This is a genomic window from Dactylosporangium sp. NPDC005572 (genome assembly GCF_040605515.1).
In the GTDB taxonomy this organism is placed as follows: Bacteria; Actinomycetota; Actinomycetes; order Mycobacteriales; family Micromonosporaceae; genus Dactylosporangium.
Window position 1 is genome coordinate 1 of sequence record NZ_JBEXCY010000206.1, and the last position, 20,752, is coordinate 20,752.

Consider the following 20,752-nt stretch of genomic DNA (forward strand, 5'->3'; position numbering starts at 1 on the left):
GCCGCGCCGAACGCCGGCCCGTCGGCGAACAGGGGCATCAGGTCCTTGAACAGGATGCCCGGCTTCGGGAAGTCGGGCACGTCGAGAACCTTGCTCGCGACCAGCTCGGAGATCTCCACCCGCACTCCTCACGCAAAACGGCACGGGCGCCGCGACCGCGACGCCCGTGCCAGTAAACCAAAGGGATCAGCGACGACCGCTGCCGCCACCCGGCCGTCCACCGGCCCGCGGGCGCTTGCCGGCGCCGGGACGGGCCGCGGGACGGGCGCCCGGGCGGGGTGCCGCGCCGGCGAGCTCCGGGTTGACCGGGCGCTCGGCCTTGGCGCCGCCGATCGGCACGCCGTCGCTGTCGACCGGCGCCGTCGCCGTCGCGCGCGCCTGCTCCTTCGCGAGCGCCGTCCGACGGGCCGCGACCCGCTGGGCGTGCGCCTGCAGCCGCGGCTCGCGCGACTTGAGCTCGGCCAGGACCGGCGTGGCGAAGAAGATCGACGAGTACACCGCGACGCCCATGCCGATGAACAGCACGAGACCGAGGTCCTTGAGCGTGCCGGCCTCGAGCAGGCCGGCGCCGATGAACAGCAGGCCGCCGACGGGCAGCAGGGCGACGAGGCCGGTGTTGATCGACCGCATCAGCGTCTGGTTGACCGCGAGGTTGGCCGCCTCGCCGTACGTCGTGTTGTTGGAGCCGGTGATGCCCTTGGTGTTCTCCTGGACCTTGTCGAACACCACCACCACGTCGTACAGCGCGAAGCCGAGGATCGTCAGGAAGCCGATGACCGTCGACGGGGTGACCTCGAAGCCGACCAGCGAGTAGACGCCGCCGGTGAGCGCCAGGTCGAGCAGCAGCGACGCGATCGCCGCCACGGCCATCCGCCACTCGAACCGGAACACGAGGTACGCCAGGACGGCCGCCAGGAAGATGACCAGGCTCAGCGCGGCCTTGTTGGTGACCTGGCCGCCCCACGACGTGCTGACGGCGCTGTCGCTGATCTGGGTCGCGTTGATGCCGAACTTCTGGGCGACCTCGTCCTTGATCTCCGTCTGGCGGGCGACGTCGTTGATGAGCTCGGTCTTGATGATGTACTGGCTGTCGCCGACCGTCTGGCCGGTCTTGACCTCGACCCCGGCGTCGCCGAAGGCCTGCTCGACCTCTTCGAGCGTGCCGACGCTCACCGGGACGTTGAACTGGTTGCCGCCCTCGAACTCGATGCCGAGCGTGAAGCCCCGCACGAACATGCTCCCGACCGCGATGAGCACCGCGATCCCAGCGACCATGAACCAGATCTTGCGCCGGCCGACGACGTTGAGGCCGGCCTCACCGCGGTAGAGCCGTGCTGCGATGCCGCCGCTCATCGTCAGGCCTCCTTCGGGCGGTTGCGACGGGTGGTCGGGGCGGCGTCCGTCGGACGCTGCTCCAGCACGCGGCCGAGGCCGCTGACCCGTGGTGACAAGAATGCCTTACTGCGCGCGAACAGCGTCATGATCGGATGGCGGAAGAGGAACACGACCACGAGGTCGAGGATCGTCGCCACGCCCAGGGCGAAGGCGAAGCCCTTCACCGAGCCGATCGACACGAAGTACAGGATCGCCGCGGCGAGCAGCGTGATCGTGTTCGCCGAGATGATCGTGCGGCGGGCCCGCACCCAGGCGCGCGGCACCGCGCTGCGCGGGCTGCGGCCCTCGCGGATCTCGTCCTTGAGCCGTTCGAAATAGATGACGAACGAGTCGGCGGCGACACCCAGCGAGACGATGAAGCCCGCGAAGCCGGCCAGGGTCAGCGTGAAGCCGATCTGCCGGCCGAGGATCACCAGCGCCATGTAGACGAGCAGGCCGGAGAGCACGAGGCTGATCATGATCACGCCGCCGAGCAGCCGGTAGTAGAAGAACGAGTAGAGCACGACCAGCAGCAGGCCGATGCCGGCGGCGAGGACGCCCGCCTTCAGGTGCGAGCTGCCCAGGGTCGCCGAGATGCTCTGCGCGTCCTGCGACTGGAAGGACAGCGGCAGCGCGCCGTACTGCAGCTGGCTGGCCAGCAGCTGGGCCTCGGACTTGGTGAACGTGCCGCTGATCTCGGCGTCACCGGGGATCACGCTCTGGATCGTCGGGGCCGACACGACCTCGTTGTCCAGCACCACGGCGACCTGCGACGGGCTGGTGCCGCCGTTGTAGGCCTCCTTGGTGAGGTTGGTCCAGCGGTCCTGGCCGTCGCTGTTGAACGACAGGTTGACGGTCCATTTGCTGTTCTGCGGGTTGATCCCGGAGTCGGCCTTGGAGACGTCGGTGCCGAGCACCTTGGCCACGTCGAGCTGGTACTTCACGTCGGGGCCACAGGCGACGACCGGCTCGTCGGGGTTGCGGATCGAGCCGACCGGCCGCTTGTTGAGCTTGTCGCAGTTCACGTAGGGGATGTTGTACTGCATGTTCGCCGGGAGGGCGGCGACCTCTTCGGGGGTCAGGCTCTCGAACGGCTTGTACTGCTCGGCCTTCACCGGGTCCTGGCTGAAGTCGATCGGGGCCTGCTCGGCCATGGCGGCCGCCCACAGCGACTCGCCCAGCTTCTGCTGCACCGCGGCGCGGCGCTCGGCGACGCCCGGCAGCAGGGAGGCCGACGGCGACGCGGAGGCCGGCGCCGAAGCGGGCGCGGAGGCCGACGCCGAGGCCGGCGCGCTGGCCGACGCCGAGGTCGAGGCCGAGGGCGCGGCGGAGCCCGAGGCCGACGGAGCCGCGGAGCCCGAGGGGTCCGCGGAGCCCGAGCCCGACGCCGACGGCGACGCCGAGGTGGTCCCGGCACCGGTGTCGCCGGTCTGCGTCAGCACCTTGCGGAAGCGCAGCTCCGCGGTCTGGCCGACCTGCTTGAGCCGGTCGTCGCTCTTGCCCGGCAGGGAGACGACGATGTTGTTGTCGCCCTCGATGACGACCTCCGCCTCGGCGACACCCAGGCCGTTGACCCGGTTGTCGATGATCTGGCGGGCGGTCTCCATCTGGTCGCGCGAGGGCGCCTGCCCGTTGTCGGTCTTCGCCTGCAGCGTGACGGTCGTCCCGCCGATCAGGTCAAGACCGAGCTTCGGCTCCAGCCGGTCCCGCCAGCCACCGCTGCCGCCGAACCACGTCAAGAGGCCGAAGGCGATGAAGATGACGGCGAGGACGGCGAGTGAGCGGCTCGGGCGCATCGGTGCCTGAGGTTGTGCCACGGCTCTCGGGTCTCCCTGCGGTAACGCCGGCGGGGTTCGCGCGGCGTGAATGTTTCACGTGTGTGCGGCTGCGGGTGGGTCAGTCGGCGTCGCGGGCGGGGTCGACCGGCGCCTCGTCCTCACCGGCGGCCTCGTCGTCGCCGGCAGCCTTCTTGCTCACCTTGCCGATGGCGGCACGGGCGTACTTGGCGGTAACGCCCGGCGCGATCTCCAGCAGCACCGTGTCGTCCTCGATTCCCCGCACCACGCCGTAGAGCCCGCCGACGGTGACGATCTCGTCCCCGACACCCATGGCCGACTGCATGTTCTCGACCTCGCGGCGGCGCTTCTGCTGCGGGCGGATCATGAGGAAGTAGATCAGGACGAAGAAACCTCCGAAGAGGAGGATCGTGAACAAGCCGCTGCCGCCGCCTGAAGCCTGCTCGGCGTTATACACGATGGTGGCCTTCCGGTTGAGGTCATGGGGTCCGCGCAGCGGATCGCGGCGAGTCTAGTCGGTGTGTCGGACGCCACGCAGACCGGCGTCCGTCACGGTCCGATCACGACAGGCTGGGAGCTACGGCTCCAAGCTGAACAGATCGGGCATCTGCGACGAGCCGCCCGCGGGATTTCCGCCCCCGACGGTACCAGCGGGAACTGGAAGGCCAAGATGCCGCCATGCACCCGCGGTGGCGACCCGACCACGGGGTGTGCGGGCGAGCAGACCGGTGCGCAGCAGGAACGGCTCGCAGACCTCCTCGACCGTGTCCGGCTGCTCCCCGACCGCGACGGCGAGCGTGGAGAGGCCGACCGGCCCGCCGCCGGCCCTGATCAGGGCGGTGAGGACGGCCCGGTCGAGCTTGTCGAGGCCCAGCTCGTCGACGTCGTACACGGCCAGGGCGGCCCGCGCCGCCGCGAGGTCGACCACGCCGGTGCCGCGCACCTCGGCGTAGTCGCGGACCCGGCGCAGCAGCCGGTTGGCGATCCGCGGGGTGCCGCGCGAGCGGCGGCCGATCTCCACGGATCCCTCGTCCGTGATCGGGACGTCGAGGATCCGGGCCGAGCGGACGATGACCTGCTCCAGCTCCTCGGGGTCGTAGAAGTCGAGCTGGCCGACGAAGCCGAACCGGTCGCGCATCGGCCCGGTGAGCAGGCCGCTGCGGGTGGTCGCGCCGACCAGCGTGAACGGCTCCACGTCGAGCGGGATGGCCGTGGCGCCGGGGCCCTTGCCGACCACGACGTCCACGCGGAAGTCTTCCATCGCGCTGTACAGCAGCTCCTCCGCCGGCCGGGCCATGCGGTGGATCTCGTCGATGAACAGCACGTCGCCCTGCGACAGGCTGGTGAGCACGGCGGCCAGGTCGCCGGCCCGCTCGATCGCCGGCCCGCTGGTCAGCCGCAGCCCGGCACCCAGCTCGGCGGCGACGATCATGGCCAGCGTGGTCTTGCCCAGGCCCGGCGAGCCGGACAGCAGGATGTGGTCGGGCGGGCTGCCGCGCCGCAGGGCGCTCTGCAGCAGCAGGTCGAGCTGCTCGCGGACCCGGTGCTGGCCGACGAACTCGGCGAGCCGCCGCGGCCGCACGCTCTGCTCGGCGGCACTGTCCTCGGCCGAGGCGTAGGCCGATACGAGCGGATCCGTCACCGGATCGTCCCGAGCATCCGGATGGCCTGCTTGAGCAGGACCGGCACGGGCGGCACGGTCGTGCCGTCGAGCTGCTCGGCGACCGCCGCCACCGCCTGGTCGGACTGCTGCTGCGTCCAGCCGAGCCCGATGAGCGCCTGCCGGACCTGGTCGGCCCAGACCGCGCCGGCACCGACGCCGATCAGGGCCGCGCCGTCGCCTCCGAACGGCCCGATCTTGTCCCGCAGCTCCAGCACGAGCCGCTCCGCGCCCTTCTTGCCGATGCCCGGCACCCGGGTCAGCGTCGAGGTGTCGCCGCCGGCGATCGCCCGGCGCACCACGTCGGGCGGGTGCACGGCGAGCACCGCCTGGGCCAGCCGCGGCCCGACCCCGGACGCCGTCTGCAGCAGCTCGAACAGCTGCTTGGCGTCGTCGTCGGCGAACCCGTAGAGGGTCAGCGAGTCCTCCCGCACCACCAGCGAGGTGGCCAGCCGGGCCTCCTGCCCGACGCGCAGGTCGGCGATGGTGTGCGGCGAGCACTGCACGGCGAGGCCGACCCCGCCGACCTCGATCACCGCCCCCTCGGGCGACACCGCCACGACCTTGCCGCGGACGCTGGCGATCATCGGGCCCTCCTCACGGCGGCGGCGATGCGGTCCCGCGTACCGCCACGCCAGACATGACAGATGGCCAAGGCTAAGGCGTCGGCGGCGTCGGCCGGGCGCGGCGCCACGTCGAGCTTGAGAATGCGGGTCACCATGGCGGTCACCTGGGCCTTGTCAGCCTGCCCGTTGCCGCTCACGGCGGCCTTGACCTCGCTCGGCGTGTACATCTGCACGGGGAGCCCGGCCCGGGCCGCGGCGAGGATCGCGACGGCGCCGGCCTGCGCGGTGCCCATGACGGTGCGGACGTTGTGCTGGCTGAACACCCGCTCCACGGCGACCGACTCCGGCCGGTGCTCGGCCAGCAGGACGGCCAGCCGCTCGTCGAGGCCGAGCAGGCGGTGCGCCAGGTCGAGGCCGGGGTCGCTGGTGACGACCTCGTAGTGGACCAGCCGGCAGGGCCGGCCCGGCAGTCCCTCGACCACTCCGACGCCGCACCGGGTCAGCCCCGGGTCGACCCCCAGCACCCGCACCGGCACCCCTCTCATACGTGTGTTCGACACCCTAGCCGACGCGCCCGGGGTACCAGCGAACCGACACACACATCGAGTGGGGCGAAGGTATGTGGCCGGACCCCATGGGACGGGCGGGCCGAGGCTCGTACGTTTCCCGCCATGACTTCGCCGCACCCCCAGACGCCACACCGGGTGGTCGCCCTGGACCTGCGTGGCCGGACCGCCCTGGTGACCGGAGCCGGCAGCGGCATCGGGCGCGCCGTGGCCGTGCGGCTGGCCGCGGCCGGCGCGCGGGTCGTCGTGGTGGACCGCGACGCCGAGCCGGTGAAGCTCCTCGCGGAGGAGACCGGTGCGGTGCCGGTCGTGGCGGACCTGTCCGACCCGGACGCCGCCGAGCAGGCGCTCGCCGGCCATTTCGACGCCGACGTCCTGGTGAACAACGCCGGCCTGCAGCACGTGTCGCCGCTGGAGGAGTTCCCGCCGGAGCGCTTCGCGTACATCCAGACGGTGATGGTGGAGGCGCCGTTCCGGCTGGTCCGCCGGGTGCTGCCGCACATGTACGCGCGCGGCTGGGGCCGGGTCGTGAACATCTCGTCGGTGCACGGGCTGCGCTCCTCGCCGTTCAAGGCCGCCTACGTGACCGCCAAGCACGCCCTGGAGGGGCTGTCGAAGACGGTCGCCCTGGAGGGCGCGCCGCACGGCGTGACGTCGAACTGCATCAACCCGGCCTACGTCCGCACCCCGCTGGTCGAGGGCCAGATCGCCGCGCAGGCGGCCACGCACGGCATCCCCGAGTCCGAGGTCGTCGAGAAGATCATGCTCACCAGCGCGGCCATCAAGCGGCTCATCGAGCCCGGCGAGGTGGCCGAGCTCGTCGCCTACCTCTGCACGGACGTCGCGAGCTTCATCAGCGGTACCTCCGTCTCGATCGACGGCGGCTGGACCGCGCACTGAGATGATGGGTGGGTGACGACGATGCTGGAGTTCCTCGAGCTGCTGGCGCGGGAGGCCGCGCCGGTGGAGTTCGAGGGCCCGCTCATCGCCGCCCGCACCGCCGGCCTCCCGCCCGCCCACGTCGCCGAGCTGGAGGAGGCGAAGGTCGTCGCCCTGCGCGTGCGGGCGCTGCTGGAGCGGCGCCGCCGCCGCGAGGAGGAGCTCTCCGGCCTGTTCGACACCGCGAGCGACCTCGCCGGGCTGCGCGACCTCGACGCCGTCCTCGCGGCGATCGTGCACCGGGCCCGCACGCTGCTCGGCGCCGACGTGGCCTACATGACGCTCAACGACGAGGAGCGCGGCGACACCTACATGCGGGTCACCGACGGCTCCATCTCCGCCCACTTCCAGGCGCTGCGGCTGCCGATGGGCGCCGGGCTCGGCGGGCTGGTCGCGCAGACCGGCAGCCCGTACGTCACGGCCGACTACCCGCGCGACGCCCGCTTCCGGCACACCGGCGACATCGACGCCGGGGTCGGCGAGGAGGGCCTGGTGGCGATCCTCGGGGTGCCGCTGCGGCTCGGCTCACGGATCATCGGCGTGCTGTACGCGGCGAACCGCTCGGCCCGGCCGTTCGCCCGCGAGGAGGTCTCGCTGCTGGTGTCCCTGGCGGCGCACGCGGCGGTCGCGATCGACACCGCGCGGCTGCTCGGCGAGACCCGGGCCGCCCTGGAGGAGCTCTCCGCCGCCAACGGCATGGTCCGTGCGCACAGCGACTCGGTGGAGCGCGCCGCCGCCGCCCACGACCGGATGACCGCCCTGGTGCTGCGCGGCGCCGGGGTGGAGGACGTCGCCGCGGTCGTCACCGAGGTGCTCGGCGGCGCGCTGCTCGTCCTCGACGCCGAGGGCCGCCGCCTGGCGCTCGTCGGCGACCTGGAGCAGCCCGACGCCAGCGCGATCGCCGAGGCCCTGGCCGCGTCGCGGACCGAGGGGCGCAGCGTGCGCCGGGGGCCGCTGTGGGTGGCCGCGGTCGTCGCCGGCGCCGAGAACCTGGGCACGCTGGTGCTGCGCCCGGACCGCCCGCTCGTCGACGCCGACCAGCGCATCCTGGAGCGGGCGGCGGTCGTCACCGCGCTGCTGCAGCTGTTCCAGCGCACCGTCGCCGAGGCCGAGGGCCGGGTGCGCGGCGAGCTGCTCGACGACGTCATCACCCGCCCGGTCCGCGACGCCGACGCGCTGCGCACCCGGGCCAAGCGCCTCGGCGTCGACCTCGACGCGCCCAACGTCGTCATCGCGATCGGCGAAGACGCGCTGGCCGCCGGCTCGGCCCGCCAGCGCGCGGTCTCCTGGGCCCAGACCTACGCCCGGACCCGGTCCGGCCTGGCCGCCGCCCGCGACGGGCACGTGGTGCTGCTGCTGCCCGGCGAGGCGGCCGGCCCGGCCGCCCGGGCCGTGGCGCGCGACCTCGGCAAGCTCCTCGGCCGCCCGGTCACGGCCGGTGCCGGCGGCCCGGCGACCGGCCCCACGGCGATCGCCGGGGCCTACCGCGACGCCGACCGCTGCGTCACCGCGCTGACCGCCCTGGGCCGCACCGGCACCGGGGCCAGCACGGCCGAGCTGGGCTTCGTGGGCCTGCTGCTCGGCTCGGCCCCCGACGGCCGCGACCGCGACGTCGTGTCGTTCCTCGACGCCACCATCGGCCCGGTCGTCGACTACGACGTCCGCCGGGGCACGGCGCTGGTGAAGACCCTGGAGGCGTACTTCGGGGTCGGCGGCTCGCTGGCCCGCGCGGCGGAGCTGCTGCACGTGCACGTCAACACGGTCACGCAGCGGCTGGAGCGCATCGGGCAGCTGCTGGGCGCCGACTGGCAGAAGCCGGAGCGCGCACTGGAGGTCCAGCTCGCACTCCGGCTCCACAAGCTCCGCGACTAGCGAAACAAAGCCACGGGACTGGCGAACGCGACCGGCAAAGCAGTCGCTAGGCCGCGATCCCCCGCAGCACCGCGTCCACGAGCTTCTCGGCGAAGCCCTCGGACGGCACGTTGGGGTTCCAGTTCAGCATGTTCTGCGCGAGGTTCGGCCCGGACAGCATCAGCAGCGTCAGCTCGACGTCGAGATCGGCCCGCAGCTCGCCGGTCTCGATGCCGCGCTGGATCACCTGCCGCATGACGTTGCGGCGGGGCTCGATCGCCGCCTGGTAGACCCGGTGCATCTCGGCGCTCTTCACGAGCTCCGGCAGGAGGCAGGCGGTCACCCGCCCGTACTGCTCCATGCGTTTGTTCTTCATGGCCTGCAGCAGCATGATCAGGTCGTCGCGGACCGACTCGCCGCGGGGCTCCGGCAGCGAGCCCTTCATCATCGTCACCGCGTCGATGAAGAGCGCTTCCTTGTTGGGCCAGCGCCGGTAGACCGTCGCCTTGCCCACCCCGGCCTTGGCGGCGATCGCCTCGATCGAGATCGCGTCCGCGCTCTGGCCGGCGCTGAGCAGGTCATAGACCGCCTCGACGATGGCCTCGTCGACCCGGGCGCTGCGGGGCCGGCCGGGACCTTTGCGGTCCTGGTCGGCCGCCGCATCCGCCGCGTGTGGCCGCGAATCCACGCTTGCCGTCGTCATGGTTTCCATTGTTACCGAGTTTTCACATCAGATCCACTGACGATCCGTCACGCATCCACCAGCTCGATGCCCTGCTCCTCGGCCATGCTCTCGGCCGTGGACGGGGCGGGAGCGGTGGCCGGGCGCTTGCCCGGCAGCCAGATCAGGGCGACGACCGCGCCGAGGACGGCAAAGACGGCGGACCCGACCGAGGCGTAGTGCATGGCGCTCATGAAGGCGTCGTTCGCCTGCCCGATCAGCGCCGGGCCGGCCGGTCCGGCCTGCTCCGCCACGCCGTACGCACCGGAGATCGACTCACGCGCGACGTGCTGCGCGGCGGCCGGCAGGCCGTCGGCGGCCGAGCCCATGCCGTCGCGGTAGTAGGAGCTGATGACGGCGCCGAGCGCGGCCACGCCGAGGGCACCGCCGACCTGCCGGATGGTGTTGCTGACGGCCGAGCCGACGCCGGCCTTCTCACGGGGAAGCGCGGACATGATCGCCTCCGTCGCGGGCGGCATCACGTTGGCCATGCCGACGCCCATGACGAAGAACAGCGCGCCCACGACCCAGATCGGCGTGTCGACCTGGATGAAGATCCAGCCGGCCAGGCCGGCCGCGACGAGCAGCAGGCCGACGGTGCTGACCGCCTTGGGCCCGAACCGCTTGACCATCGCCGCGCTGCGCGGGGCGAAGACCATCTGGCCGACCGCGAACGGCACGAACAGGGCGCCGGAGGCCAGCGGGCCGTAGCCGCGGACGAGCTGCAGGTAGAAGGCGCTGAAGAACATGGCGCCCATGGCCGCGAAGAAGACCAGGCCGATCATGCCGGTCGAGGCCGAGAACTGCCGGTTGGCGAAGAGCCGCACGTCCAGCGACGGGAACGCGATGCTCCGCTCCCAGACGATGAACCCGGCCAGGACCACGGCCGCCGCGACGAGCGTGCCCCACGCCTTCGGCGCGCCGAAGCCGTCCTCGCCACCCTCGATCACGCCGTACGTGAGCAGGGTCAGGCCGACGATGGACAGCAGCACGCCGACGATGTCGATGCGGCCCGGCTTCGGGTCGCGCGACTCGGGGATCAGCGACAGCACCAGGATGACGCCGGCGACCACGATCGGGACGTTGATGAGGAAGACCGAGCCCCACCAGAAGTGCTCGAGCAGCAGGCCGCCGACGATCGGGCCGATGGCCACGCCGAGGCCGACCGCGCCGGCCCACACGCCGATGGCGCGGCCGCGCTCGCGCGGGTCGAAGACGTTGGCGATGATCGACAGGGTGGCCGGCATGACCGCCGCGGCGCCGAGGCCCATGAGCGCGCGGGCGCCGATGAGCTGGTCCGGCGTGTCGGCGTAGGCCGAGACGAGCGACGCGATGCCGAACAGCGCGAGGCCGACGGTCAGCGTGATGCGCCGGCCGAGCCGGTCGGCCAGGATGCCGGCGGTGAACAGCAGGCCGGCGAAGACCAGGGTGTACGAGTTGATCGCCCACTCGAGCTCGCTCTGCGTGGCGCCGAGGCCGTGCTTCGGGTCGGCGATCGTGCGCATCGCGACGTTGAGCACGGTGTTGTCGAGCACGACGACGAGCAGGCTGATGACGAGCACGCCGAGGATGGCCCAGCGGCGGGGATGTCCGGTGTTGGGTGGTGCCTGGGTGGTTGCGTCCACGATGGTGCTCCCCCTGAGACGGAACGCTGGATCACAGGTCAGGAGCCGAAGGCCCCGACCGATCCGAGAAGATACGATACGGAACAGTTCCGTATCACACGGAGAACGCTAGACCTCCGGGATGCGATACGGAACCGTCTCGTATCATATTGTGCGCGCCGTCACAGCCGTCTGCGCAGCAGCTGCGTCACCGTCCCCCAGATTCCCCTCCGGAACAGCAGCACCACCACGACGAAGATCCCGCCGGTGACCAGCCCGATGAGCGTGAACCCGGCCTGCGACAGCTGGTCCTCCAGGTTCACCACCAGCGCGGCGCCGACGACGCCGCCCCACAGCGTGCCGATGCCGCCGAGCACGACGAGCACCACGCCCTTGCCCGACGTCGTCCAGTGCACGACGTCGAGCGACACGAACCCGTGCGCGACCGCGAACAGCCCGCCCCCGAGCCCGGCCACGAACGCCGACAGCACGAACGCGACCAGCTTGTAGCGGTGGGCCGGGTAGCCCAGCGCGCGGGCCCGGGCCGGGTTGTCCCGCACCGCGGTGAGCACCCGCCCGAACGGCGAGTGCACGACCCGCCAGGCGAGCAGCAGGCCGAGCGCCGCGATCGGCAGGGCCGCGTAGTAGAAGTAGTACGGGTCGGACAGGTCCAGCCCGAACAGCTCCCGGGGCACGCTCTGCAGGCCGTTCTCCCCGCCGGTGATGCCCGACCACTCGTTGGCCACGAAGTACACCATCTGCGCGAATGCGAGGGTGACCATCGCGAAGTAGATCCCCGTGCGCCGCACGGCGAGGTAGCCGATCGGCACGGCGAGGGCGGCCGCGGCGAGCGCCCCGCCGAGCACCGCGACGGGGAACGGCGTGCCGAGGCGGGCGGCGATGATCCCCGCGGTGTACGCCGAGGTACCCCAGAACGCCGCATGGCCGAACGACAGCAGCCCGCCGTAGCCGAGCAGCAGGTCGATCGCGACCGCGAACAGCGCCCAGCAGAGCATGTCGACCGCGACCGCCGGGTAGAGCCCGTTGGGCAGCCACAGCGCGCCGAGCACGCCGGCGGTGAGGACGGCCCAGCCCAGCCAGGCGGGTGTCCGGACCCGGGACAGGATCAGCGCCGTCATGCCGGTGACTCCTCACGTCCGAACAGCCCGGCCGGACGGAACAGCAGGACCAGGGCCATCACCAGGAAGATGAGGATCTGCGCGAGCAGCGCCGGCGCGTACGCCTCGCTCCACGCCTGCAGCAGCCCGATGCCGAAGCCGGCGGCGACCGACCCGAAGACCGAGCCGAGCCCCCCGATGACGACGACGGCGAAGACCCCGATGATGAGGTCGGCGCCCATGAGCGGGTGCACCGCCCGCATCGGGGCGGCGAGTACCCCGGCCAGCCCGGCGAGGGCCACGCCGAAGCCGAACACCGGCGCGATCCACCGCCCGACGTCGATGCCGAGCGCGCCGGTGAGCTCGGGCCGCTCGGTGCCGGCCCGCACCACGAGGCCGACCCGGGTGCGGCTGAGCAGCCACCACACGGCGACGCAGAGCCCGACGGCGACCCCGAAGACGAACACGCGGTACGCCGGGAAGTCGAAGAGCCCGAAGTCGACCGTCCCGCCGAGCCCGGCCGGTGCGCCGTAGGGGTTGGACTGGGTGCCGTAGCGGGACTTCACGACGTCCTGGAGGATCAGCGTCAACCCGAAGGTGAGCAGGAAGTTGTACAGCGGGTCGAGGCTGGCCAGGCGCCGGATGAGGGTGCGCTCCAGCAGCAGGCCCAGCAGCCCCAGCACGACCGGCACCACCGGCAGCGCCACCCAGAACGGCACGCCGAACTCGGTGAGCAGCAGGTAGGCCCCGAAGGCGCCGAGCATGTAGAAGGCGCCGTGCGCGAAGTTCACCACGCGCAGCAGGCCGAAGATGACGGCCAGGCCGAGGGCGAGCAGCGCGTAGAAGCTGCCCCCGACCAGGCCGTTGAACGTGTAGGTGACGAAGCCCATGGCTCGCGGGCCCGCTACAGCTTGCAGTCGCTCGACGGGGCGCGGAACGCCTCCTGGGCCGGGATGGTCTTCACGATCTGCTCGTAGTCCCACGGCTCCTTGACCTCGCTGCCCGGCTTGACCTTGGCCAGGTAGGCGTCGTGCAGCACCCGGTGGTCGGCGGCCCGGAACTCGCCGTTGCGCAGGAAGAAGTCGTTGACCTTCTTGCCCTCCAGCTGCTTGACGACCGCGTCGGCGTCGTCGGTGCCGGCCGCCTGGACCGCCTCCAGGTACTGCAGCGCCGCCGAGTAGTTGGCCGCGTGGGCGAAGGTCGGCCGCTGGCCGCCGGTCCGCGCGGCGAACTTGTCGGCCCAGGCGCGGTTCTCGGCGTCGAAGTTCCAATACCACGCGTCGGTGAACGTGGTGCCCGCGAGCGCGTCCGGGGTCAGCGAGTGGATGTCGGTGAGGAACATGAGGCCGACGGCGAGGCCGACGCCCTTGTCGCGCAGCTTGAACTCGTTGTACTGCTTCACCAGGTTGACCAGGTCGGCGCCGGCCTGCATGGTGCCGAGCACGTCCGGCTTCGGGTTCAGCGTCGGCGCCTTGAGCAGGAACGTGGAGAAGTTGTCGTTCGGGAACGGGGTCGGGTCGCTGGCGATGACCGTCCCGCCGCCCTTGGTGACGGCGGCCTTGAACGACTTCTCCATGTCCTGACCGAAGGCGTAGTCGGGGTACACGATGTACCAGTTCTTCGCCCCGGCCTGGGTGGCCGCGGTGCCGGTGCCGTTGGCGAGCATCGCGGTGTCGTAGGCGTAGTGGAACGTGTACTTGTTGCACGACTTGCCGGTCAGGTCGGTCGTCGCGCCGCTGATGTTGAAGTACAGCTTCTTCTGCGCCTTCGCGACGTCGGCGACCTTGAGCGCGGCCGACGACGTCGGCACGTCGAGGATCGCGTCGACGCCCTGCCGGTCGTACATCTCGCTGGCCCGGGTGTTGGCGACGTCCGGCTTGTTCTGGTGGTCGGCCGTCTCCACGGTGATGTTCTTCGTGACGGCCTTGTCGCCGTACTTCGCCGTGAAGTCCTCGATCGCCATCTTCACGGCCTCGACCGAGTTCTTGCCGGACAGCTGGGCGTAGACGCCGGACTGGTCGTTGAGGACGCCCAGCACGATCTTGTCGCCGGTGAGCTTGCTGCCCGAGTCGCCGCGGGGTCCGCCCCCGCCGCACCCGGCGAGCGTGACGCACACGGCCAGGATCATGGCTTTGCGCATGAGGTCTCCTTCAGATTCCCAGATGTGCGAGGAGTTCGGATTCGCGCTCCTGTACCTCGGCGTTGCCGAACGTCCCCGCGATCCGGCCCTCGGCGAGCAGGTAGTGGCGGTCGGCGACGGTGGTGGCGAAGCGCAGGTTCTGCTCGACGAGCAGCACGGTCACGCCGTGCGCCTTGGCCTGCCGCAGGATGTCCCCGACCTGCCCGACGAGCAGCGGCGAGAGCCCTTCGGTCGGCTCGTCGCAGAGCAGGACGGTGGCGCCCATGCGCAGCACCCGGGCCAGGGCGAGCATCTGCTGCTCGCCGCCCGAGAGCTTGGTGGCCGGGCTCGTGCGGCGCTGGTACAGCGCGGGGAAGGCCTCGTGGATGCGCTCCAGCGGCCAGGGGTCCGGCCCGACGACCGGTGGCAGGGCGAGGTGCTCGGCGACGGTGAGGGTCGCGTAGGCGCCGCGGTCGTCGGGCACCCAGCCGAGGCCCTTGCGGGCCCGCTGGTGCGGCCTGGCCTTGCCGAGGTCGGTGCCGGCCAGCACGACGGCGCCGGACTGTCCACTGTGCAGGCCCATGACGCAGCGCAGGAGGGTGGTCTTGCCGGCGCCGTTGCGCCCGCACAGGGTGACCACCTCGCCGGCCTGCGCATGGAGGCCGACCTCGCGCAGCACCTGCGCCTCGCCGTACCAGGCGGACAGCCCGTCAATGCGCAGCATCGGCACTCCCCAGGTAGGCCTCGACGACCCGGTCGTCGGCGCGGACCTCGTCGTACGGGCCCTCGGCGAGCACCCTCCCTGCCTGCAGGACGGTGACCTTGTCGGCCAGCCGCCCGACGACGCTCATGTTGTGCTCGACCAGCACCACGGTCCGGCCGGCGCGGACGGCGCCGATCAGCTCGACGGTGCGGTCGACGTCCTCCAGGCCCATGCCCGCGGTCGGCTCGTCGAGCAGCAGCACCTTGGGGTCGAGCGCGAGCGCGATGGCGAGCTCCAGCGCGCGCTTGCGCCCGTAGGCGAGGCTGCCGGCGAGCTGCTCGCCCGCGTCGGCCAGGCCGACGTCGGCGAGCAGCGCCTCGGCGCGGTCCCGGAAGCGGTCCAGGACCTTGTCGGAGCGCCAGAACCGCCAGCCGAGCGAGGTGCCGCCCTGCAGCGCCAGCTCGACGTGGGCCCGGACGGTCAGCTGCGGGAACAGGCTGGTGATCTGGAACGACCGGGCCACGCCGCGGCGGGCGACGCGCTCCGGCGGCAGGCCGGTGATGTCGGCGCCGTCGAGCAGGATCCGCCCGGCGGTCGGCGTGAGAAATCCGGTGAGCAGGTTGAACAGTGTGGTCTTGCCGGCGCCGTTGGGCCCGACGAGCGCGTGCACGCTGCCGGCGGCGACGTCGAGGTTCACCCCGTCGACGGCCCGGAAGCCGCGGAAGTCGCGGGTCAGGCCGGTGGCGACGAGCGCGGATCCCTCCATGGTGGACACACCCCGATTCGGCGGTGAGGTGACGGCGGCCACATCCCGGCCGCGTTCCGCCGAACGCTATTGACCGCGGTATCCGGGAGCCATGGAGCTCATCGATACATTCGCCGCTATGAGAGTGTGTCCGGCGGCCATCTGTGGTTCACCAAAAAGTTGGTCGATCTACCCAGGTCGGCGCGTGGGTAGATCGACCAACGCCTGTGCGCGGCGAGGCCGGCCCGCGCGCGCGGGGCGAAGACGCGTGGACCTGCTGCCGCGGAGCGACGACCGGCGGGCCTGGCTGCCACCCGCACCCGACGCCGCCTGGATGCCCGATCATGCCGGGTCCATGATCGTGGGAAACTTCTGGCTGCCAGGGCAGCCTAAAGTTTCCCTTGATCATGGCCGCAAGCTCGGTGATCGCCGTCTCGGCCCGGGCAACGCAACTCTCCCTCGCCGAGTTGGGCCAGCCCGGTCGGCGGCGCGTTCGCGGCGGTGGCTGCGGCCCGCGCCGCGAACACGTTGGTCGATCCACCCTCCCCACAATGAGGGTGGATCGACCAACGTCGGTGGAAAGCGAACAGCGTCAGCGGCGGGACGGCAGCATCCGGGACAGCGGGCCCAGGCGGGTGCGCAGGCCGGCCAGGCCGCCGGGGAAGAAGTACACCGCCAGGATGAACAGCGTGCCGAGCACGAACAGCGGCTGGGACAGCGGGCCGCCGAGCACCGAGGGCAGGCTGTCCACCGCTTCCGAGTTGCCGAACGCCACCAGGCGGTAGTCCAGGTAGGTGAACAGCATGCCGCCGATGAGCGGACCCCAGCGGGTGCCGGGGCCGCCCAGCACCACCATCACGAGCAGGGTCAGCGTCTGGTCGGACGCCGCCACGTGCGGGGTCGCGCCGCCGATGAGCAGCGCGTAGGTGACCCCGGCCAGGCCCGCGAGGGCACCGGCCACGGTGAACGCGAAGAGCCGGTAACCGTACGGGTCCAGCCCCAGCACGCCGACGCGGCGCTCGTCGTCGCGGATCGCCGACAGCACCCGGCCGGCCGGCGCGGCGGCGATGGAGTGCACGACGACGACGGTGACGACCGCGACCAGCACGGCCAGCCAGTACAGGTTGACCGTGTTGCTCACGCCGACCAGCGCGTCCGGGACGCCCGCCGTGTCCATCGGCAGGCCCTCCTCGCCGCCGGTGACGCCGCCCGGGTTGCGCCCGATGGTGATCGCGCCGACCTGGGCGAAGGCGAGGGTCACCATGGCGAACGCGATGCCGTTGGTGCGCAGCGCGATCGCGCCCAGGGCGAGGGCCAGGACGGCCGTGCCCAGGACGGCCAGCAGGGCCGCCTCCCACAGCGGGTAGCCGGCCTTGGTCACCAGGATGTCGGTGCCGTACACCCCGGCGGCGAAGTACAGCGCGTGGCCGAACGAGAGCATGCCGGTGCGCCCGAAGAGCAGGTCGTAGCCGGTGGCGAGGGACCCGAAGACCAGGCACAGGGCGAGCAGCTGCAGCGTGCCGGGCTTGTTGATCGCCGTCTCGAACACGCCCGGGATCGTCAGGTTCCAGTACGGCAGGGCGAGCAGCACCACCAGGGCCACGAGCGGGCCGAAGCGGGCCGGCCGCAGCCCCCGGCGCGGCGCCGCCACGGTCGTTTCGGCGATCATGACGTGGCGACCTTTCCGGTGATCCCCTGCGGACGGACGAGCAGCACCACGGCGAGCAGGGCGACGACGCAGATGTCGCCGAGGCCGGACGAGGTGTAGTTGACGAACTGCTGGAGCAGCCCGACCGCGACGGCCGCGTAGGCGGCGCCCGTCACCGAGCCCATGCCGCCGATGACGACGACGATGAAGCCGAAGATGAGCAGCGAGCTACCGCCGGTCGGGGAGATCGACCCGGCGTAGACCCCGCCGAGCGCGCCGGCCAGCGCGGCCGCGGCCCCGCCGATGGCGAACACGAGCGTGAAGGCGCGCCGCACGTCGATGCCGAGCGCGGTGACCATCGCCCGGTCCTCGACGCCGGCCCGGATGACCAGCCCGATCTTCGTGTACTTCAGGAACGCCAGCAGCCCGCCCAGCACCAGCACGGCCGCGCCGATGAGCAGGAAGCGGTCGTTGGGCACCCGCGCCCCGGCGATCTCGGTCAGCTCCTGCGTCCACTGCGGCCGCGGGAACACCACCGTGTCCGCGCCCCAGGAGGCCTGCAGCAGCGCCACGCCGGCCAGCGACAGGCCGACGGTGACGAGCACCTGCTCGATCGTCCTGCTGTACAGGGGCCGGATCAGGACCAGCTCGACGAGCGCCGCGACGACCGTCCCGCAGACGACGCCGAACGCGACGGAGAGCACGAAGCCCCAGCCGGACGCGCCGGCGCCGGGCAGGTGCGAGGAGGCCCACCAGGTGCCGTAGGCCCCGACGGAGAGGAACAGGCCGTGGGCGAAGTTCAGCACGTCGGCGAGGCCGAACACGAGGGCCAGGCCGGAGGCGACGAGGAAGTACAGGGCCGCCAGGCCCAGCCCCGTGAGCGTCAGCAGCACGATGGTGCTCATGCGGCCTCCACTTCGTTCCGGCCGCACGAGCCTTCGAACTGAGCTTGCTGTTGAACGGCCCCTCCGCTGCGCTCCGGACCGTTCATGCGTGCTCTCCCTTCCCGACGCCCAGCAGCGCCTTGGTCTTCTCGGTGTAGTCGAGCAGGTCCGCCGCCCGCCCGGTGTAGGCGACCTGCCCGGTCGCGATGACGACGGCGTTGCTGGCGAGGCGGCGCACGACGGCCAGGTTCTGCTCGACGAGCAGCAGCGGCACCGTGGCCGCGACCGCCTCCAGGGCCGCCGCGACCTCGCCGACCACCTTCGGCGCCAGGCCCTTCGTCGGCTCGTCGACGAGCAGCAGGCGGTTCGGGTTGAGCAGCACCCGCCCGATGGCCAGCATCTGCTGCTGGCCGCCGGAGAGCGTGCCGGCCCGCTGCCTGGCGCGCTTGCGCAGCTCGGGGAAGAGCGCGTGGACCCGGTCGTAGTCCGGCTCCGCGCCGGCCCGCTCGGCCAGCCGCAGGTTCTCCGCCACGGTCAGCCCGGCGAAGACGCCCCGGTCCTCGGGCACATACCCGAGGCCCTCGCGGACCAGGCGGTACGTCGGCTGCCGGGTGATCCGCCCGCCGGCGAAGCGCACCTCGCCGGCGATCTCGGCAGCCCGCGGCAGCAGCCCGAGCACCGCCTTGAGCGTGGTGGTCTTGCCGACGCCGTTGCGCCCGAGCAGCGCGGTCACGCCCTGCGGGGCCACGCCGAAGCTGACGCCCTGCAGGATGTGCGAGCCGGCGATGCGCACCGACAGGTCGGAGATCTCGAGGATCGTCACAGCTTCTCCCCCAGGTACGCCTCCTGGACGGTCCGGTCGGCCATGACCACGTCCGGGGTGTCGCAGATGAGCAGCGCCCCGTGGTGCATGACGGCGACCCGGTCGGCCAGGTCCAGGACCACGTCCATGTGGTGCTCCACCATGAGCACGCTGCGCCGCTCCTCGCGGGTCAGCGTCTTGATGAGCGCGACCAGCCCGGGCACGTCCTCGGTACTCACCCCGGCCATCGGCTCGTCGAGCAGCAGCACCCGCGGCTCCCCGGCGAGCAGCAGCGCGATCTCCAGCTTCCGCTTCTCGCCGTGGGCGAGGGTGCCGGCGAGCGCGCCGGCCCGGTGCTCCAGGCCGACCCGCCACAGCACCCGATCGGCCCGCTCGGCGATGTCGCGGTCGCGGCCCGGCAGCGGGAACGGGCGCAGCGAGCCGCCCCGGCGGGCCTGCACGGCGAGCCGCACGTTCGCGGCGACGCTCAGCGACCCGAAGACCGACGACGACTGGAACGTGCGCCCCAGCCCGCGGCGGGCCCGCCGGTGCGGCGGCAGCCGGGTCACGTCGTGCCCGCCGAGCGACACCGTGCCGTCGGTCGGCCGGCGCAGCCCGGAGATGAGGTTGAACAGCGAGGTCTTGCCGGCGCCGTTGGGGCCGATGACCGCGAGGAACTCGCCCTCGGCCAGGTCGATCGAGACCCCGTCGACGATCGCGACCCCGCCGATGCGCCAGGACAGCCGCCGGGTCGACAGCAGGCCGGTGGCCGGGGCGTCGGCCCCGGCCACCGGTGACGTGCCACGGGCCAACGTCTCAGCCCTTCATCTGCGCGACCGGCGGGGTCGCGTCGGCCGGGTCGATGGCCTTGACCAGCTCGGGCTTGAGGTCGGCGCCGGAGCCGGTGAACTTGCCCTGGAACATCGGCTGGAGCAGGGCGTGGTCCTCCTTGCGGACGGTCAGCTTGCCCTTGACGCCGTCGAAGCTGTAGCCCTCCAGCGCGGCGACCATCTTGTCGACGTCGTCGCCGCCCTCCTGGGCCGCGCGGACGACGAGCTGGGCGGCGGTGAAGCCGTCCGGGTGGAACAGGTCGACCTTGCCGCCGTCGACGCCCTTGCGCAGCGCGGCCACGGCCTCGTTGTCACTGGCGCCGTCGAAGTAGTGCGCGAGCAGCGAGATCTTGGAGCCGGCCGCGCCGAACGTCGGCCAGGACGCGCGCTGGTCGATGCCGGTCACCACGAGTGTCGAGCCGAGCACGCCCTGCTGGTCGAGGGACTGCCACATGGCGGCGGCAGTGGTGCCGGCCCACGCGACGAAGACCATGTCGGGCTTGGCGTTCTTGACCTGGACCGCGAAGCCGGTGAAGTCGGTGGCGTTGGCCGGGACGAACACGTTGTCCACGGTCGCGCCGGCCCCGCCGATGACCGCCTTGACGGCGTCGGCGTTGGACTTGCCGAACGCGCCCTCCTGGGTGAAGACCAGGACCTTCTTGCCGGTCGGCGACGGCAGGTACGACTTGGCGGCCAGCACGTCCTGGTAGGACTGGCGGCCGGAGCGGAAGGTGTACTTGTTGATGCCGGTGATGGCGTCGGTCGCCGCCGGGCCGGAGATGAACAGCACCTTGTTCTGCGCGGCGAGCGGGGCCACCTGCCCGGC

Annotated in this window: 20 protein-coding genes and 1 pseudogene; 2 read left to right on the forward strand and 19 right to left on the reverse strand. The window is 72.0% G+C overall.

The window, feature by feature from the left end; all coding sequences use genetic code 11:
• The 7 genes and pseudogenes from ABZS66_RS50195 to ruvC form a co-directional block, all read right to left on the reverse strand.
• A pseudogene (locus ABZS66_RS50195) lies at positions 1-125 on the reverse strand (adenine phosphoribosyltransferase); the annotation flags it as partial.
• A gap of 61 nt (positions 126-186) precedes the next feature.
• The gene (secF, locus tag ABZS66_RS50200) at positions 187-1,353 is read right to left on the reverse strand and encodes a protein translocase subunit SecF (RefSeq protein WP_354770167.1); all 1,167 of its coding nucleotides are present in this window, start codon (positions 1,351-1,353) and stop codon (positions 187-189) included.
• Positions 1,354-1,355: 2 nt separating this feature from the next.
• Positions 1,356-3,191, reverse strand: coding sequence for a protein translocase subunit SecD (secD, locus tag ABZS66_RS50205; protein WP_354770168.1), 1,836 nt, complete (start codon positions 3,189-3,191; stop codon positions 1,356-1,358).
• A 79-nt stretch (positions 3,192-3,270) separates the two neighbouring features.
• Positions 3,271-3,588, reverse strand: coding sequence for a preprotein translocase subunit YajC (gene yajC, locus ABZS66_RS50210; RefSeq protein WP_354770183.1), 318 nt, complete (start codon positions 3,586-3,588; stop codon positions 3,271-3,273).
• 159 nt (positions 3,589-3,747) lie between these two features.
• Entirely contained in the window at positions 3,748-4,812 is a 1,065-nt protein-coding gene (gene ruvB, locus ABZS66_RS50215; protein ID WP_354770169.1) for a Holliday junction branch migration DNA helicase RuvB, read from the reverse strand.
• The gene (gene ruvA, locus ABZS66_RS50220; RefSeq protein WP_354770170.1) at positions 4,809-5,417 is read right to left on the reverse strand and encodes a Holliday junction branch migration protein RuvA; all 609 of its coding nucleotides are present in this window, start codon (positions 5,415-5,417) and stop codon (positions 4,809-4,811) included. Before ruvA ends, ruvB begins: the two co-directional genes overlap by 4 nt.
• On the reverse strand, positions 5,414-5,926 hold the full coding sequence (gene ruvC / locus ABZS66_RS50225; protein WP_238012254.1) for a crossover junction endodeoxyribonuclease RuvC: 513 nt from the start codon (positions 5,924-5,926) through the stop codon (positions 5,414-5,416). Before ruvC ends, ruvA begins: the two co-directional genes overlap by 4 nt.
• A gap of 141 nt (positions 5,927-6,067) precedes the next feature.
• On the opposite strand from ruvC, the gene ABZS66_RS50230 reads away from it, so the two are divergent.
• On the forward strand, positions 6,068-6,862 hold the full coding sequence (locus tag ABZS66_RS50230; RefSeq protein ID WP_354770171.1) for a 3-hydroxybutyrate dehydrogenase: 795 nt from the start codon (positions 6,068-6,070) through the stop codon (positions 6,860-6,862).
• 21 nt (positions 6,863-6,883) lie between these two features.
• Entirely contained in the window at positions 6,884-8,773 is a 1,890-nt protein-coding gene (locus tag ABZS66_RS50235; RefSeq protein ID WP_354770184.1) for a helix-turn-helix domain-containing protein, read from the forward strand.
• A gap of 46 nt (positions 8,774-8,819) precedes the next feature.
• Here ABZS66_RS50235 and ABZS66_RS50240 read toward each other — a convergent pair whose 3' ends face one another.
• The 12 genes from ABZS66_RS50240 to ABZS66_RS50295 form a co-directional block, all read right to left on the reverse strand.
• Positions 8,820-9,455 (reverse strand): TetR/AcrR family transcriptional regulator, encoded by a 636-nt coding sequence (locus ABZS66_RS50240; RefSeq protein ID WP_354770172.1) that lies wholly within the window; start codon positions 9,453-9,455, stop codon positions 8,820-8,822.
• A gap of 47 nt (positions 9,456-9,502) precedes the next feature.
• A complete protein-coding gene (locus ABZS66_RS50245; RefSeq protein ID WP_354770173.1) occupies positions 9,503-11,098 on the reverse strand; it encodes an MFS transporter in 1,596 nt (531 codons plus the stop codon).
• 161 nt (positions 11,099-11,259) lie between these two features.
• Complete coding sequence (locus ABZS66_RS50250; RefSeq protein WP_354770174.1) at positions 11,260-12,216, reverse strand: branched-chain amino acid ABC transporter permease; 957 nt, start codon at positions 12,214-12,216, stop codon at positions 11,260-11,262.
• Positions 12,213-13,085, reverse strand: coding sequence for a branched-chain amino acid ABC transporter permease (locus ABZS66_RS50255; protein ID WP_354770175.1), 873 nt, complete (start codon positions 13,083-13,085; stop codon positions 12,213-12,215). The genes ABZS66_RS50250 and ABZS66_RS50255 overlap by 4 nt, the downstream gene beginning before the upstream one ends.
• 14 nt (positions 13,086-13,099) lie before the next feature.
• Positions 13,100-14,335 carry an ABC transporter substrate-binding protein gene (locus tag ABZS66_RS50260; RefSeq protein ID WP_354770176.1) on the reverse strand — a complete coding sequence of 412 codons (1,236 nt, stop codon included), beginning with the start codon at positions 14,333-14,335 and terminating at the stop codon, positions 13,100-13,102.
• Between the two features lie 10 nt (positions 14,336-14,345).
• Positions 14,346-15,038 (reverse strand): ABC transporter ATP-binding protein, encoded by a 693-nt coding sequence (locus ABZS66_RS50265; protein WP_354770177.1) that lies wholly within the window; start codon positions 15,036-15,038, stop codon positions 14,346-14,348.
• Positions 15,025-15,783: an ABC transporter ATP-binding protein gene (locus ABZS66_RS50270; protein ID WP_354770178.1), complete on the reverse strand. Its 759-nt coding sequence runs from the start codon at positions 15,781-15,783 to the stop codon at positions 15,025-15,027. Before ABZS66_RS50270 ends, ABZS66_RS50265 begins: the two co-directional genes overlap by 14 nt.
• Positions 15,784-16,354: 571 nt before the next feature.
• Positions 16,355-17,431, reverse strand: coding sequence for a branched-chain amino acid ABC transporter permease (locus ABZS66_RS50275; RefSeq protein WP_354770179.1), 1,077 nt, complete (start codon positions 17,429-17,431; stop codon positions 16,355-16,357).
• Positions 17,428-18,315, reverse strand: coding sequence for a branched-chain amino acid ABC transporter permease (locus ABZS66_RS50280; RefSeq protein ID WP_354770180.1), 888 nt, complete (start codon positions 18,313-18,315; stop codon positions 17,428-17,430). The genes ABZS66_RS50275 and ABZS66_RS50280 overlap by 4 nt, the downstream gene beginning before the upstream one ends.
• An 82-nt stretch (positions 18,316-18,397) precedes the next feature.
• The gene (locus tag ABZS66_RS50285; RefSeq protein ID WP_354770181.1) at positions 18,398-19,117 is read right to left on the reverse strand and encodes an ABC transporter ATP-binding protein; all 720 of its coding nucleotides are present in this window, start codon (positions 19,115-19,117) and stop codon (positions 18,398-18,400) included.
• Positions 19,114-19,857, reverse strand: coding sequence for an ABC transporter ATP-binding protein (locus ABZS66_RS50290; RefSeq protein ID WP_354770185.1), 744 nt, complete (start codon positions 19,855-19,857; stop codon positions 19,114-19,116). The genes ABZS66_RS50285 and ABZS66_RS50290 overlap by 4 nt, the downstream gene beginning before the upstream one ends.
• Positions 19,858-19,912: 55 nt before the next feature.
• Positions 19,913-20,752 (reverse strand): ABC transporter substrate-binding protein (locus ABZS66_RS50295; RefSeq protein ID WP_354770182.1); only part of this gene is annotated, 840 nt, incomplete at its 5' end.